Genomic DNA, 15,591 nt, shown 5'->3' on the forward strand with positions numbered 1-15,591 from the left:
GCGGAATTTAGAAAGTAGATTCGCCGAGTCTTGAGATACGATTCGATCGAGAACCGAAAAGTTTTTTGGAAAAAACTTATTTTTCCTACGTGTGAAGTTCGCCCACGGGACTTCCTATTTCCAACTTTCCAATGAGTTTGGTTTCCCTGTCTACGAAGGCGTCTATGAAAGGATTGAGATCTTTGATTTTACTCGATAGATCGTAACCCGCTTCCATCGTTTCGACTAAGGAAGTCGCGCCTACCATGGAAGCCGCGACTTTAATCGGAGCCATCACAAGTTTGATCATAGGAAGTTTGGAAAGTGAAAAGAAAAAACGAAGAGTATTTCCGACCATCTGAATCTGTTGTTTTCTTTCCTCAAAACGATCGGCTTCGCCCATTGCGGCGTAGAGATTGTCTCTGGAAATCACTCCGTCTTCCATAAGATTATTTTCGATCACTACCTTAGCGGTATCGTAATCGAGAGAATCCGTAAGTCGATTGAGAAGAATGATCTGGTGGATGTTGTCGGTCATGGATTTACCCGCGACCGTTTTCAACTTTTCGTAGAGGCTTTCTAAGGCGTTGTCTCTTTCTTCCTTATTGGAAGGAGAATACAAATTGTATTCGAAAAAATTCGGAATCCCATCGTATCCTTTTATGATCAGAAGATCGGAATACGTTGTGCGAAGCCTCTCGATTGTCGCGCGTACAACTGCTTTGCGCGTTAGCTCTAACACCTTTGGATCCATTCGAAACTTAGAAACTGATTTCGTAGGCTATATAGAGAAGGTCAATATAAAAATCAATCCTTGACTACGATGGCTCCCGATCTCAATTTTGCAGGTAGCATTTTTGAAAGGCCTTCTGCTTCTTTTTTAGACGATGCGGAGCCAAATCGTACCGTATAATATCCGTTTCTTGATCTTTTGACGGTTGCTTTCGAATTTTTATCCTTACCGGAGATTGATTTTTTTAATTCGTCTGCTTTTTCTTTGTCTTTGAACGCCGCGACTTGAAGAGTAAAACCGTTTGACTCTTCGTCCGAGGAAGATTTAGAAATTCGTTTCGATTTTTTTTCTTCGTTCTTTTTGATTTTTTTAGATTCTCTGGAACCTTCCGGTTCTTTTACAGATAACGTTTCTGGTGCGGATTTGTTTTCCTTTTCAACGGAGGAGGAAGGAGATGTTCCGGATTTTTTAAACTCCACGACTTCGGTAGCAGGAGGAATGTTTTTAAAGGTAACGGAATCCTGCTCTTTGGAATTCGAAGGTGAACTCGTAGTCGCCGGAGGAATTTCCGTTGTTGTCGAAGCTTTGTTTCCTTCCGTCGGAATTTGGCCAGGCTCTGAAAAAGGAATTCCGCTTTGTATTTCTTGGCTCTTGATGTCGTTTAACGTTAAGGATTCTTCTCCCGAATTTCCGCCCCGTTTTTTTCCCACGGAAACTCCTAAGAAGAAAAACGAAAATAAAAGTCCGAGTAAGAATAAAGAGAGAATTAGAATTCTCTTATTGTCGAGATTGATCACATAAAATATTTTTTCTTTCATAACATTCTTCCTAACAGAGTTGTGTAGAGAGTTTTACATTCTTCTCTCAGTGTTTCGAGATTCCCTCTGTTTCTAATTGTATAATCGGCTCTTTTTAGCTTTTCCGAAAGAGGAAGTTGGTTTGCGATTCTCGCCAAAACATCCTCTTTTGTAACACCGTCTCTCGATACGGTCCTGGAAATCGATTCTTCCGGATCCGAATCCACGGTCACCGTTGTGTCGCAGAGCGTATGGGCGTCTGTTTCAAAAAGAAGGGGAACTTCCCAGACGACGAGTTTGCCCGAAGCCTCCGTTTCCAGGATCTTCAAAAAATCCTTTCTTACCCTCGGATGAATCAGTTTGTTGAGTCCTTCCAATTTTTTCGGATCATGAAAGACCAGTTCCGCGATTTTTTTCCGGTCCGGTTTTCCTTCCGAGTTGAGAATCTCCGATCCCAAAAGTTCGATGAGTTCTTTAAGAATGGGAGAATCCGGGGCCGTATAACGTTTGGCGAGCTGATCTGCCTGAATCGGAAATGCTCCCAATTCCGCAAAAATCTTTGTCGCGGTGCTTTTTCCACCTCCGATCATTCCGGTAATTCCGACCAAGAAGGCCTTTTTTCCAGAACTCGAACTCTGCATGCGTTGATGTTGGCCTTCTACCTCAAAAAGTACAAGCAAAAAAGAAATTTCCGGATTCTCTTGAGCCGGGTTGGGAGTTCCTACCAAACTCAGGTTAAAAATGAGATTTGTTTTTTGGATCCGGAAGGAAATCGTCGATTTGGAAAAAGATTCGAAAAGATCGGATTTTTAGAAGAATGGGGAAGATTTCTTTGATTGGGAGTTGCTTGGGTTTAGAAGAAGGGCCTTTCTTTTGAAAAATCGCGGGAACTCCCCGCGAAATTGATTTCTTTGGCGAAGAACACCTGGCTCTTTCCTTACGATTCGTACGACAAATGACTTGCTGTCGAATCATTCAAAAGTATGAACTCACACTTTCAGAGCTTGGCTCTTTGCTTCTTATCCGCAAGGTGATACAGAAGAATCCTTTGAAAAGGCGGACCATTCTTTCCTATCTCCGGAGGCCTCTTTTACGAAAGAAACTCCGGATTCTTCCTGGAACTTCCTTTCAATCGATCTTACGAATAAAACGCAAGTAAGGATGCATTTCCACAACGAAAAGACTTCTTCCGTTCGAAACCATTCCTCTCGGATCGTAAAAACTTCCTTCTCCTGCTTGGCAGGTTCCGATCGTTCCTCCATCAGGGCCGCCCGAATAAGTATGTGGCGTTCCTGTTGAGGTCACCGGATTCACCGGTGCGCATCCCAAAAGATTTGAGACAGCGTAAGGAGCGGTCTTGGAAATTTTTTTGATCAAGGTAGTTCCGTCCGAAACGTAAAGATGATTGTTGTCTTGTGCGATCGCGAACGGTTTCGCAAGACGAGCGGAAGTTCCCGTTGTGTTCACCACATTCCCATAGGTTCCTGCCGGATCTCCTGCGATCGTCGTTACAAAGGGAGGACTGGTCGTCAAATCTACTTTCTTAATATTGTGGGAATTGGTATCGGCGACGTAGAGCGTATTCGAATCGTAAACCACATGAGTCGGTTGATTGAACTTGGCAACGTCTCCCGGACCGTCGAGTGTTCCCGCGACCCCACTACCTGCGATTGTTGTCACGGTATTATCGGATATCTTAATCTTCCGAATCTTATGATTCCCCGTATCGGCTATGTAGAGAAAGGTCCCATCCGTCGCGATTCCATTGGGAGATTTGAATCTCGCGGTCGTTCCTGTGCCGTCCGTGGTACCAAACGTTCCCGAAAGACCGGCGATTGTAGAATAAGAATTGTTGAGTAGATTGTATTTTACGATGTAATGATTCTGACTCGTAATATACAGATAGATTCCGTCCGTTGAGATTCCTTTTGGCGTCTGAATCGTGATCGGTAAAGTGGAAAGAGTTCGAGTCGCGATGTGAATCTTTCGAACCGTTCCCAACGCTGGCGTTGCCAAATTGAAATCCACGGCATAGATATTGATTCCATCCGTTGTGATATGATACATATTGGAAAGTCTTCCCACGGGAGTTGGCCCTGAGGCAAAACCGTATCCGTCCAACATTGTGTCGGGGTCTCCACCCGGATCTCCTATAAACCAATCCGAACTGCCCGTTGCAGGGTTTTCAACATAATATGCTAAAGGAATATTATTCACGAGAATATTTCCGTTCACCAAATTTCCTAAGGTGACCCCGTTCACACAATTGATAAGAACCGTATTCACATCGATAGCCGCAATGGTTCCGGAATTTTGAGCGATATAACAGGTCTGCCCCGCCGGCTGGCTTGAAATCGAAATCGAGTAAGCCGATGCGTCCGCGATCGGAGTCGTCATCGTAAAGGCTCCGTTAGACGAAATTGTAGTCGTATCGGCTCCGTTATTTTTTATGGTAATACTTCCCGACAAACCTGAAATCGTTCCGCCGACATTGTAGAGAGGAGCGCTACAAGAAACGGAGACGTCGGTGATCGAGGAAGAACTAACGGTTCCCGTATTGTTGCTCAACGAACACAGTTGAGTCGGAGAACTCGGATTCTGTTGGACTGTGACGCTGTAAGCTGAACCGCTCGCGATGTTGGTGCCGAAAGAGAAACTTCCGTCCGCGGTAATCGAGATCGGATCGGTCCCGTTATTTTTTAAAACGAGCCCGCTTCCTATGACATTCGATGCAGATCCGCTGATTGTATAAGAATTGGTGGAACAAGAAACTGCGATTCCGCTGATCGCAGAAGAAGTTACCGATCCGCTTCCTCCCGTTACCGAACAAGTTTGAGTCGGCGAACTCGGATTTTGCGAAACGGTAACGTTATAAGTTCCTCCGCTGGAAATTCCAGTGGGAAAAGTGTAAGTCCCGTCTGTCGTAATGGCGATGTCGTCCGTTCCATTATTCTTTAAAGTTAATCCCGTGCCTGAAAGACCGGAAACTGTACCACTCACTGTGAAAGAATTCGTGGAACAAGTAACGTTCACGTTGGTTATATCAGCTCCCGCGATCAAACCGGAACCGTTGCTAACGGAGCAAGTTTGGCTGAGAGAACTTGGGTTTTGCGAAACGGTGACGTTATACGTGCCTCCGTTTGCAACGTTGGTTGCGAACGAAAAAGCACCGTTGGCAGAAATGGAAGTGGAATCGGCGCCGTTGTTTTGTAGAGTAAGGCCCGTGCCGCTTAAGCCGGTGACCGTACCTTGAACGCTGTAACCAACGACGGAACAAATCACTTGAATATTCGTGATCGGTTGGGAGAATACGATACCTGATCCGTTGCTAACGGAACAGATTTGCGCGGGAGCAAATGGATTTTGTCTGACCGTGACGTTGTAGGAAGCGGATCCAGCGATCTTTTCGTTAAAAACAAACGTGCCGTTTGCCGAAATGTTGATCGTTTCAGTTCCGTTATTCATCAGAATCAATCCGGTTCCCGTTAATCCGACAACGGTTCCACCGATCGGTTCCGGAGTCAGATCTACCCCGTTCGCAGTGATAAACCCGGGAATATTAAGAATCGCCCTAAGAGAAAGATTCGAAGAATCCCTATCACCAAGACAATTGAATGTGATCAAAATCGCGGCGATTGTGCTTGTGCGGTGAAAGTAATTGAGCAAGGTTTTCATAAATATTTTTGTCTGAGAATCCGGTTTTTTTATATAGTTTCAAGACTGCCCCGGTTATTCCAAATCAGACGCCCTCCAACATTCGGTTTTTCTAAAATAAGATTCCAGTCCATTTCTCATTCTTTTACGAGAAAGAATTCAAAAAACCAACCAAAAAGGTTTCCAATCAATTAATGGAACAGATATTCGTATTGTCGGATTAATTATTCAAGTATTTTATTAAATCAGATTTATCTATATAATAAATATATAATATAATATCTTTCGCTCGTGAAATATCCAAATACACATTTATACTGAATCATAAGAAATTATAAAAAGTAATAAAAAGAGGGGATCGTTTCCGAAACAAGGACGCTGGGTGGAAATTAGTATGGAATTTTAGGCACTCTATTTAGCAAAGAGAACCGGATAAAAAATAAAAACGATTTCATGCGGAAGGAATGCTGATCGCCGTATTCGATTGTATGTTAATTGTGTAAAGTTGCCTCGAAACAAACCCAAAGGAACAAGAAAATCCCTTTGGATTCGCATTGTAATTTAGAACCGAATCGCTCTTCTACCGGGAAGCGAATGAAAATTTAAATAACCACTTCTTCTTCGGTCGAAAGTTTTCGTAGGATATCCTCTATCAAAGGATAAAATTCCGATTCTTCCCTATCGATCCTTTTTCTGAGATGATCGAAGATCTCCGTCGTCTCTTCCTTGAAGTTTCCGAAATTCATTTCAATCGTAAGAGGATCCGAGTATTTACTTGCGTAATCAAGCAACGTGTCCTTTAGGCCGAACATAGTTTTCTGATATTGTTCGAAAAGAGAAACTAGAGTCGGAGAGTCATTCGTGTAGTTTTCCATCTTAAGATAAAGGTCCGTATCCTCGACATTGAGATGGAAGAGTAAGGAAGCAGAAAAGATAGAAAGCAGTTCGACCAAATGTCCTATGTTCGGATTTGCCTTATCGATTTCAGATTCGATCTGATGAGCGTATTCATTCACGATCTGGTGTTGTCTTTTGAGTTTTCCGATCAATTCCATATTTAATTCCTGCTAATTTTTTGCGTGAGTTTCGTCTTGATATACTCTTCTACTTTGGACGCTTCGAGAGGATAAGAATAGAAATAACCCTGTGCATAGTTGCAATTCAGTTCTTTTAAAAGTTCGTGTTGATTAGGATTTTCAACACCTTCCACGATGATCGCCTTGTCCATCGCTTGGATGAGATTGATCAAGGAGGAGATGATCGTCTTGCTGGAAGATTTGAAGTAGTTAAATAGAAAAACCTTGTCTAATTTGATATAATCGACGGGAAGAGTTTGCAGTCTTCCGAGAGAAGAGTAACCTTTCCCGAAATCATCTATCGCAAAACGAAAACCGAAGTCTTTTAGAAGAGCGATTACCTTGTTTACCTTTACTAGATTGGAATCGAAAGAATCTTCTATGATCTCCAAAATGATAGAATCCGGAGAAATGCCGTAAAAATCGGTCGCTTCCTTTAGAACGTTGAAAATCTGTTTGTCGTTGAGTTGTTTCGCAGAAATGTTAAGCGAAATGCAGATTTGGTTCTCTTTTAGGATGGAAGTGCTGTAGGATTTCAAGGTATCCCAGATCAACCATTCTCCTATTGTTTTAATAAAACTCGAACTTTCGGCGATCGAAATAAAACTCGCCGGCATCAATTTTCCTTTTTCCGGATGATTCCAACGTAAAAGAACTTCCATAGAAAGGATCGAGTCTTGGCGAAGATCCATGATCGGTTGGTAGGCCAGTTCCAGTTCGTTTCTGTTTAATACTTTCCTTAAATCGATTTCGATTTTTGCCCTCGTCGCATTTTGTTCGATCGTACTTCGATCATAGTGATAAAATGAATTCGGACCGATAAGAGCCGATTGTTGCACTGCCTCTTCGAGAATCCTCAATGAATTGAGGTCTGAATTGACCAACTGATCAAACTGAGCATAACCTACGTTTGCATTCAGGTGAAATTCTCTTTCTCGATAGGTGAATGGGAATGAAAAAAGAAGAATGATACATTCTGCAAACCACTCCGCCTCCAGTTCGGATTCTATGTTCGCACTTGCGATCAGGAAACGTTCGGAGCCGAGGCGAAAAATTTGATCTCCTTTCGAAATGTATTTCTTGAGACGTTCGGCAATTTTAAGGGCAATCGACTCATAATAAAAATTGTCTTCTTTGTTGAGGATGGAATCAGGGTTAGAAAGAGAGATTAGAAAAAGAAAATAAGGTCGATTCGATTTATTGTTGTAGATCCGATTGTTGCTGTAGATCGAAAGAAAGTAGTTTTTGTTTGGGAGACCGGTAAAGCGGTCTTGATAAAACGATTCTTTGGAATCGGAGGAAAGATTTTGCCTTACGGTAAGAAAACGGATTGCATATACTTCTTCCAAATCATGAAGGATAAAGTTCAACATCAGAGTCGTGTCGTTAAAATAACCGACATCGATTAGGCCGGTTTCAAGGAGAACACTGGAAAGTCCCATCTCCTTTTCATATTGAATTCCCTTTGTCGTCTTGAGATAGGAGAGGAGCGAATCATGGATGCTTTGAAAATTCGGAGATTGTAAAAGTTCATCAAATGTCGCATTCGTGTATAGTAAATCCCAACTTTTTGAAAAGAGTACAATCCCTTCCTTGGAATTATCGGAACAAAACTTGATCGCTCTTCTTAAGAGGAGAGGGGAAATCTGCGTATTGTTAGTCACTTTGTTACCAGCCTATACTGCAGTAGTCTAACAATTTAGATTATAAATAGAAAACGGACTTATAAGAGTTATAATTTAGTTTTATAAAAGAATAGGAAGTGTGGCCTATATGTTATATTGGCTTAAAATCGGTGAAACTTTTGAATTTTTTAAAAAGTTCAGGACATGGAAAGGCAGAGGGAGATGGGAATCAGAAGAAGAGTGGGTCTTGCCTAAATCAGGCGCTGAAGAGGCGGACCGCTTCCGCAAAATTCGATGCAGTCCGTAGCAAGGATTTAAGGCGGGTGAGCTCCAGCATCTTCTCAATTTCAGGCGTAAGTGAATAGAGGACGATTCCGGCATTCGACATTTTGTTGAGTCGAGAATGAGTGGCTATAAAAGTAGCGATCCCTGAAGAATCCATTACCCGTACTCCGGACAAGTCTATTAGAAGAATGTAAACTTCGTTCTCGATCGATTCGTTGAATGCGTCTTTGAGTTTTTTCGCTGAAAAAATATTAATATCACCCTGAATCTGAAAGATGACGGCCGGTCCAGGAAGTGTCCCGGCGGAGGAAATTTTTTCGATCGTCAATTTCATATCGTTTGTCTTGTAACTGATAGAGTCTGATTTGGTGTCCATTTCCCTTTCTCCGCGCACAACTTTACTAAGGTTCAAATCTCAATAATTAAATTCAATAAAAATTGATAAGAAATTTTGAATTGATTCGCTTCTCTGCTGAAGCGGCAAATTCGCAACCGCATTTCGAAATAAGGGGAAATGACAGCAATCTGGTCCCTCCCTGTGAAAAATAAAACGAATGTGGTAATGAATTATAATTCAACACTACTTCTGTTTTAAAACACAAAGTGAATTAAGGTGAAAGTTTGCAACTCGCGTTAATCGTAAAATACGCTTGTGAACCCTTTTTCCCTCTGATAGAATCCGAAAAAAATATCGGGAGCAATCGATGGCATTGGGAAATGAGGAAATCGAATTAGTAAGATCCAGTTTCGAAAAAGTTTATATGAACAAGGATGAAGTTGCGGCTTTATTTTATTCCAAACTTTTTGCGATGGAGCCGAGTTTTAAGTCGTTATTCAAAGGCGACATGAACGAACAAGGAAGAAAGCTCATGTTGATGTTGAAAACGCTGATTTCTGGACTCGGTGATCTCGCAAGTTTAGTTCCCGTAATCCAAGAAATGGGCAAACGCCATATAAAATACCGCGTTAAATCTCAGGATTACGACGTAGTCGGAGCGGCGCTATTGGCAACCTTACAGCAAGGTTTAGGGACGGAGTTTACTCCAAAACTAAAAGGTTTATGGACTGAGATCTACCAGATCGTTGCGAAAACCGCAATCGAAGGTAGTAAGCAGTAATCGAAATCGGATTCAAAATGTTTAATGTTGCGAAACCGATCTTCCTTATTTCGTAAAGTATCACATAAACTATGAAGAGAAAAGGTAAGAATCAGATTCTGCGAAAAATAGTTCTGGCTTTCAAAAGACCGAACTCGCTAGTTAGCATCGCAACTTTATTTTACATCATTCTATTTGGATTGGCATTGTCTCAGTTTAAGAACAGGGACCAAGCTGTCGAAGACGCTTATTACAAACGATTGGAAGAAATCAAACGTTTTGAATCTTCGGAATGGAATCAAGAATTAGAAACCGCGGATAAAAAAAACAAGGAACCGGAAGAATTTCATAGAATCGAACACGAATCGATAACGGAACAAAAAACAGAATCTCGAAATTGGTTCGGCTGGGAATGGGCTACGGTTTCACAAGGCTCTTGGAAACATTTCCTAAAAGCTCCTTTGGAAGATCAAAAAATAAATGATTTCAAGAATTCGGAATCCATAGAAAGGCAACTGAACTTTAGAAATATCGAAAGTATGCGGCTCGAATATCTGGAACACTCCGGATTTAGTATCGGAATGTTCTGTATCTTCGGCGCTGGAACACTCGGCTTTCTTTTTTATCTCAATTTATTTCTATACAAAGATTCCCAAGCGGCGAGTTCTAAAATTTTAATTCTGAATCGAAAAGTTGCATCCGGTGAAATTCAAGTTACCGCAGAGACGGAAGAGGAGCTGATGGATAGTCCTGCTCTTCTTTCTTTAGCCGAAACGATTCGTAAATTTGGAAGGGATCTAATAACGGAGGCAGACGCTATCAAAAGTCGCTTCTTCGAAGTTTACGATTTGACCCATCGCATCCAGGAAACTTCGGAAGTTTTAAATTCCAACGTCAATGAAGAGAACAAAGGAATCCAGGATATCTATTCGCTTGCGAATTCGATCAAAGAGGAAATCTACAATCTGGATAGGAAGGCGGATTCTTATTATATTTTGGTCTCCTCCTTGAACGTAGAAATCAAACAACTCGACGAAATCATCGATCAGGTCGGTTCTGCGGTTGACAAATCGGTGCTCTGCGCCACTGCGATGGAAAGAAATATCGAAAGCGGATCGAACACGATCGTACAACTCGCCGAGAGTGTTTCCGAAATCGAAGACAATTCAAAGGAAATGAAGCTGATCGCGTCGTTGATCAAACAAATTTCCGAAAGAATCAACTTACTTGCGTTAAATGCGGCGATCGAATCCGCGAGAGCAGGTGCTTATGGAAGGGGATTTTCGGTCGTAGCCAAGGAAGTCGGAGCCTTAGCCCAAGAGACCGATAAAAGTATGAAAACGATCGAATCTCTGATCGAGAAAAGTATTCACGAAGCCTATCACGGTCATTCCCTCGTAAATCGTTCCAAAGAACTGTATGAAAATATTATAAATGATTTAATCAATCTCAAATCCTCAAGTGAAGAGATCGTAAGCCTCGTAGATCTTCAAACTCAAAAGAGGGCAAGAGTCAAATATAGTAGCGATCAGATCGATAAAAAATCGGATGAGATTTACGATTCGATCAAACAACAGAAGAAAGCGAATTCGGTGATGGAAACTCAAATCTCCAAAATCTCACAGATCACGAGTGCAAGTCTTTCTATTTCAAAGTCGTTGATCGATTATTCCGATCAACTCAATGCGAAATCAACACAAATGGAAAAAATAAATAAGGTCTGAGAATGATATAACTGATAAGAATCTGGTTTAGATATAGAAAGATCGAGGAAACAAAGAAAAGAAATGCAAGTTCACTTATATCGGAAACAAAACGAAGTATTGAAAAAATTGGTCATCGAATTGATTCGAATTTTAAGAACAGATTCCGTTATCAATCGAGTTGGTGAGGTTCACGACATTCTTGCTATCCTAAACGCAAGACTCAATGAGCATCTGAGGACAGAAGAAAGTTTAATCCTTTTGGAGCTATTACCAGAGGACACAGTCTTAGAGGAAGATAATGAATTTTATAACGAAAAGAATAGAAACGAACTGAAAAATCGTTTTAGACAATACATTACAAAGTGGTCGTTGCCGTCTTTAATTCAGAAAAACCCCTTAGCCTTTATCAGGGATTCAAATGAACTTATGGATTGGCTCTACATTAGACTACAAAGCGAAATAGAACTTTTATTTCCAATGAAGAATCAGTCTTTTTTTGTTTCGAAAAAAATCGGGGAGCCTCTGTCAAGATGAGGACTCTGGTAAAAGTTAGAATTCATAACATTCTATAATTCAGCAGTTTGGATAAAGGGAATGAATTTTACTAAAAAATAAGTTTTGAAGTAAAAAAAATAGAATGGAAAAGAAGGGCAAAACGCGCAGGAGGGGATTGAAATTTTTGAAAATAATTTTTTGAGCTTTCATGGATCGTTGATTGGCGTTCGTTCTTAAAAAGACGTTGTTCAGTCCATCGCGTAAGTGACTGAATTCTTTTAAGTGAAAAATAAGTAGCGTTATTTTGTTGGTCAAATGAGCGGTTTTAGGAATTGAGAAGTTGGGCTTGTATCGAAGAGACATTGGTTTTTTCGGACGAAGACGCTTTTTGAATATGGGACCGGATTTATAAAAAAGAAGAAATTCGATTTTGGAAGTTGAGATTATGGTAAATACGATGGATTGGCTATTACGGGAAGAATTATTGATTGAGATCACGAGGTTTGGTGCTTTTTTTGCTTTGATCATCGGACTCGGTCGTTTGTTGCGAGCGAAGAACCAGATTGATTATTTTTTGTCTGCTCTTCTTGTTCTCACTGCTATTTTTCAATACTTCGACGAAACGACGATAAACGCGGTTTCATACAACTGGATGAAACGTTTCTTATTTCAGATTGATATGATCGCGCTTTCTACCGCGGGCATACTCGTCTATTTGCTTTCGATCATGGTGTTCTCGAAGTATTCGAAACTTCCCTCAAAGTATTACTGGAACTTGGTTCCTCCGGTCGTTCTATCCATTCCGGTGGCAAGTCTCTACGATCAACAGAGTCGATTTGAATACGGGATGTTTCTTTATCTGACCGATTTGTTCGTCATCGTCTACGTCGGTGTGGCCGTATATAAGATGATCACGAATCGTGTTTTTGATTTCAGAAGCCTCAAGTCGAAGGTGTTGGGGGGATTGGTGATCACCGTTTCCTTTTGCGCCGTTTTGGAAATTTTTGGAATCGTGATGGAGGAACGAACTCTCGTCCTCCTCTCGGGTGTGGTCACAACGATCGAAATCATTTATTTCTATTACGTTAGCGTTTACTTTCAGGATTTCTTAGGAGAACCAATCGCTTTCGACGTTCAGAAGAATTCTTCAAAAAAATCGCTTCTCGGAGATATCGATATCGATGCTCTGGAAAAACAGCTCAACTATCTGATACAGGAAGAACGAATTTATTTGGACGAGGACATCCGATTGCCGAGTGTAGCAGAAGAACTTGGAGTTTCGGTTCATCAGCTTTCTTCTTACTTAAACGATCATAAAGGAATCAACTTCAACAATTATATCAATCAGTTTCGTGTAGAAGAGGCGAAGTCGATTCTCATCAATGATCCGAGTCGTTCCGTGATCTCGGTCGGAAACGCAGTCGGGTTTAATTCGAACTCGGTATTCCATAGGGCGTTTTTGAGAGAGACGGGCATGTCCCCGAAAAAATTCAGGGAAGCACAACTCTTCAATAAACATTCTTATACTCTGAATTGAATGGAAAAACGGATGGATTCAAAAAACAATATTCTGAAAACAGGATTTTTACTTTGTCTTGGATCCATTCTTCTTAGCGGATGTTTTGTGAAAGAACCACCGAATCCGTCTTCGGCAACCTTTCTCAATCTTTTGGTTTTTCGTTGTAATGCCGGATTCGGCGTTGGATGCATCAAAGATACTTTCACAGACCAGCCTGTAATTCCTGCGAAAAACATTTGTTCCGAAACAAGTCTCGAGGTCATTCAACCGAACAACTGGACTCGAGTTCAAGACGAGTTACAATTACAGGCGGGAAAGGGAAGCGCGGGAGCTCCCATTGTCAATACGTTTGCGGTTGAACCGGATACGGCCGCGTATCTCGGAGGCGTTCTTACGCCGACGGGAAGAATTTTTGCGATTCCAAGCGCAGGTACGAACTTACGGGAATTCGATCCTAGCACTCAGATGATCACCAACTCTATTCCTGTCGGCCCCCTAGGAGCTCTCAAGTGGGCTGGGGGACTTCTCTCCCCCTCGGGTACGCTTGAATTGATTTCCTCGGCCACGTGGCCCTATGTGTCCATCGATCCGACAACCTTTGGCGGCTCCACCTATGGAACAGTATCCGGGGTTGGCGACTTTCTTGGAGGGGTTTTCGCACCGAACGGAAAGTTTTATCCGACTCCTTCCATAAGTTCATCTTTTATCGAAGTCGACCCGGTCGCGCAAACGCAAGTGACATTCGGAAGTGCACTGACGACATTCCCTGCCTACGCAGGTGCTGTATTGGGCCCGAACGGGAATATTTATCCCATTCCCGCAAGAGCGAGCCAGTTTACGGAAGTGGATCCAATTGCAAGAACGAATATCAATTTCGGATCCTTCATCTTCAGTTTTAATGGTAAGTGGTCCGGAGGAGTGCTCGCTCCGAATGGAAAGATATATACAATACCCGATGCGTTTTCCATGTTCATGGAAATTGATCCGATGGCAAGAACACTGATTGCCTTTGGGGGCGCTCCGGGAATCTCGCAAGCGTATTCCGGCGGGGTTCTAGCTCCCAATGGAAAGATCTACGGAATTCCTTTTGACGCGACTCAGTTTGTGGAAATCGATCCGAACACTTTGACGGTTACGTATTTCGGAACGGCGCCCGGAGGAGGAGCTTGGTCCGGCGGCGTACTTGCACCGAACGGAAAAATTTACGGGATGCCTTATAATGCGGGAACGTTTTTAGAGATCGATCCTCAAGCAAACGGAAAGATCTGCGACCCGATTCTTCAATCCGCTTATTTTAATAAATACTAAAATACGATTAAAACCACATTCAATAAAAAGAATGTAGTTCAGAACGGAGAATTCGGTTTCGATTCCGGAAATCGTAAATGTTTGAAATCAGACGGCGTTACTCGTTTTCATACCGGTAAATTTTCCCTGGCCGATCAATTCTACGTTCTTATGAAACTTTTCTCTTTCTCCTGGAAAGGATGATTTCGCAACCAATTCCAAACCGAGAATCAGATTTCCGGAAGAATCGTAGGAAATCCAGCGAACAGCTCCGAAGACCTTAAAGTATCCCTGCATCCGAATATAGATGTCGAAAACGAAGCCGGTGTGTTTGGGAAGCGTTTGAATCAAATGAGGATTTGTGATTTTTACGCAAACTCCGTTGTTGGAGATGTCGAGGATCTGGAATTTTTCGGTCGTCATCACCGTATTCGATTCCTTGATTCTCGCGACCATTTCTTTGGCCAGTTCCGATAACTTTTCGATCGTATCCGTTGAAAGATGTTTTTCCTTACTTCGAATCCAGATATATCCGAGAGGAATCGATTGTCTGGAATGATTGATATAAACGATCGGATAGATGATTTCGGAAAGAATTTTCTCGTCTTTGTATTTGCGGATCATCGTCGAAATTTCTTGATTGATCTGATCTTCCACGTCGATTTGATTTTCGTTTTTGGAAGTGAAAGAAGATTCATCGGATGTGTTTTCGATATGAATGTATTTTTTAGATCTTTTTACTAAATCGAATTTTTCATCCAGATCCGGCTTGAAGACGTCCACTTCAACGATTCCGAAATCGAAAGTTTTAAGCTTTGTCTTGTAATCTTCAAAACTCACTTTGACCAAGGTGGGAATGTTAAAGAGAGAAGCATCGATCACCGTTTTTGAAGAATTGATATTGGTGATATGAGCCGCGTCTTCGGCGACGGGATATCTTGGAAACGCACGATTCGATTTTGCGATGGAAATTTGACTGACGGAAAGCTCCGCCATTTTTCCATTGATACTTTGCTGAAAGAAACATTCGAGTTGAACATACTTCGCGAGAATTCTATATAAGATCATCTCGTTTTTGGATGCGAGATCCAGATCTCCGTTGAGTTCTACAAGAAGCCTTTCTCCCTCGGGGATAAATTTCTTGATTGTTAGAGTGGAACCTTCTTCGTCGCCTTTTATAATAAGCGTCTGATTCAATAAATGTTTTTCAATGATGTGTTTTCTCTGGTCCGGAGAATGGAGCACATCCAATTCTCTATTTTTCGATTTTGTTCCGTTCATTGATTCCAACATGTAATTCGTTCTCTCTTTCGAAATATAGGCAGTATAAACTTGAAT

General features: G+C 41.7%; 13 protein-coding genes. 5 read left to right on the forward strand and 8 right to left on the reverse strand.

Features of this window, described 5'->3' with window-relative positions; all coding sequences use genetic code 11:
• Positions 1–85: 85 nt before the first annotated feature.
• The 7 genes from DLM75_RS07080 to DLM75_RS07115 form a co-directional block, all read right to left on the reverse strand.
• A complete protein-coding gene (locus DLM75_RS07080; protein ID WP_118967717.1) occupies positions 86–733 on the reverse strand; it encodes an FFLEELY motif protein in 648 nt (215 codons plus the stop codon).
• A gap of 53 nt (positions 734–786) precedes the next feature.
• The gene (locus DLM75_RS07085) at positions 787–1,530 is read right to left on the reverse strand and encodes an SPOR domain-containing protein (RefSeq protein WP_118967718.1); all 744 of its coding nucleotides are present in this window, start codon (positions 1,528–1,530) and stop codon (positions 787–789) included.
• Positions 1,527–2,150 carry a dephospho-CoA kinase gene (gene coaE / locus DLM75_RS07090; protein WP_118968018.1) on the reverse strand — a complete coding sequence of 208 codons (624 nt, stop codon included), beginning with the start codon at positions 2,148–2,150 and terminating at the stop codon, positions 1,527–1,529. Before coaE ends, DLM75_RS07085 begins: the two co-directional genes overlap by 4 nt.
• Positions 2,151–2,637: 487 nt before the next feature.
• Positions 2,638–5,184 carry a hypothetical protein gene (locus DLM75_RS07100; protein ID WP_118967720.1) on the reverse strand — a complete coding sequence of 849 codons (2,547 nt, stop codon included), beginning with the start codon at positions 5,182–5,184 and terminating at the stop codon, positions 2,638–2,640.
• A gap of 581 nt (positions 5,185–5,765) precedes the next feature.
• Positions 5,766–6,218, reverse strand: a complete 453-nt coding sequence (locus DLM75_RS07105; protein ID WP_118967721.1) for a hemerythrin domain-containing protein — start codon at positions 6,216–6,218, stop codon at positions 5,766–5,768.
• A gap of 2 nt (positions 6,219–6,220) precedes the next feature.
• Complete coding sequence (locus DLM75_RS07110) at positions 6,221–7,903, reverse strand: GGDEF domain-containing phosphodiesterase (RefSeq protein ID WP_118967722.1); 1,683 nt, start codon at positions 7,901–7,903, stop codon at positions 6,221–6,223.
• A gap of 217 nt (positions 7,904–8,120) precedes the next feature.
• A complete protein-coding gene (locus tag DLM75_RS07115) occupies positions 8,121–8,525 on the reverse strand; it encodes an STAS domain-containing protein (RefSeq protein WP_118967723.1) in 405 nt (134 codons plus the stop codon).
• A 328-nt stretch (positions 8,526–8,853) separates the two neighbouring features.
• On the opposite strand from DLM75_RS07115, the gene DLM75_RS07120 reads away from it, so the two are divergent.
• From DLM75_RS07120 to DLM75_RS07145, 5 genes are all read left to right on the forward strand, one after another.
• Positions 8,854–9,267 carry a globin family protein gene (locus DLM75_RS07120; RefSeq protein WP_118967724.1) on the forward strand — a complete coding sequence of 138 codons (414 nt, stop codon included), beginning with the start codon at positions 8,854–8,856 and terminating at the stop codon, positions 9,265–9,267.
• 71 nt (positions 9,268–9,338) lie between these two features.
• A complete protein-coding gene (locus DLM75_RS07125; protein WP_118967725.1) occupies positions 9,339–10,970 on the forward strand; it encodes a methyl-accepting chemotaxis protein in 1,632 nt (543 codons plus the stop codon).
• A gap of 63 nt (positions 10,971–11,033) precedes the next feature.
• The gene (locus DLM75_RS07130; RefSeq protein ID WP_118967726.1) at positions 11,034–11,486 is read left to right on the forward strand and encodes a hypothetical protein; all 453 of its coding nucleotides are present in this window, start codon (positions 11,034–11,036) and stop codon (positions 11,484–11,486) included.
• Between the two features lie 406 nt (positions 11,487–11,892).
• Positions 11,893–12,984: a helix-turn-helix domain-containing protein gene (locus tag DLM75_RS07140; protein WP_118967728.1), complete on the forward strand. Its 1,092-nt coding sequence runs from the start codon at positions 11,893–11,895 to the stop codon at positions 12,982–12,984.
• Between the two features lie 12 nt (positions 12,985–12,996).
• A complete protein-coding gene (locus DLM75_RS07145; protein WP_118967729.1) occupies positions 12,997–14,274 on the forward strand; it encodes an NHL repeat-containing protein in 1,278 nt (425 codons plus the stop codon).
• Between the two features lie 87 nt (positions 14,275–14,361).
• Here DLM75_RS07145 and DLM75_RS07150 read toward each other — a convergent pair whose 3' ends face one another.
• Positions 14,362–15,534 carry a DUF1577 domain-containing protein gene (locus tag DLM75_RS07150; RefSeq protein ID WP_118968019.1) on the reverse strand — a complete coding sequence of 391 codons (1,173 nt, stop codon included), beginning with the start codon at positions 15,532–15,534 and terminating at the stop codon, positions 14,362–14,364.
• Positions 15,535–15,591 lie beyond the last annotated feature (57 nt).

It is taken from the genome of Leptospira stimsonii, assembly GCF_003545885.1.
GTDB lineage: Bacteria > Spirochaetota > Leptospiria > Leptospirales > Leptospiraceae > Leptospira > Leptospira stimsonii.

What these genes read in the sequence shown, in the direction of transcription:
- DLM75_RS07080 (WP_118967717.1), bottom strand. Translation starts at nt 733, where the DNA reads ATGGATCCAAAGGTGTTAGAGCTAACGCGCAAAGCAGTTGTACGCGCG.
- DLM75_RS07085 (WP_118967718.1), bottom strand. Translation starts at nt 1,530, where the DNA reads ATGAAAGAAAAAATATTTTATGTGATCAATCTCGACAATAAGAGAATT.
- coaE (WP_118968018.1), bottom strand. Translation starts at nt 2,150, where the DNA reads ATGCAGAGTTCGAGTTCTGGAAAAAAGGCCTTCTTGGTCGGAATTACC.
- DLM75_RS07100 (WP_118967720.1), bottom strand. Translation starts at nt 5,184, where the DNA reads ATGAAAACCTTGCTCAATTACTTTCACCGCACAAGCACAATCGCCGCG.
- DLM75_RS07105 (WP_118967721.1), bottom strand. Translation starts at nt 6,218, where the DNA reads ATGGAATTGATCGGAAAACTCAAAAGACAACACCAGATCGTGAATGAA.
- DLM75_RS07115 (WP_118967723.1), bottom strand. Translation starts at nt 8,525, where the DNA reads ATGGACACCAAATCAGACTCTATCAGTTACAAGACAAACGATATGAAA.
- DLM75_RS07120 (WP_118967724.1), top strand. Translation starts at nt 8,854, where the DNA reads ATGGCATTGGGAAATGAGGAAATCGAATTAGTAAGATCCAGTTTCGAA.
- DLM75_RS07125 (WP_118967725.1), top strand. Translation starts at nt 9,339, where the DNA reads ATGAAGAGAAAAGGTAAGAATCAGATTCTGCGAAAAATAGTTCTGGCT.
- DLM75_RS07130 (WP_118967726.1), top strand. Translation starts at nt 11,034, where the DNA reads ATGCAAGTTCACTTATATCGGAAACAAAACGAAGTATTGAAAAAATTG.
- DLM75_RS07140 (WP_118967728.1), top strand. Translation starts at nt 11,893, where the DNA reads ATGGTAAATACGATGGATTGGCTATTACGGGAAGAATTATTGATTGAG.
- DLM75_RS07145 (WP_118967729.1), top strand. Translation starts at nt 12,997, where the DNA reads ATGGATTCAAAAAACAATATTCTGAAAACAGGATTTTTACTTTGTCTT.
- DLM75_RS07150 (WP_118968019.1), bottom strand. Translation starts at nt 15,534, where the DNA reads ATGAACGGAACAAAATCGAAAAATAGAGAATTGGATGTGCTCCATTCT.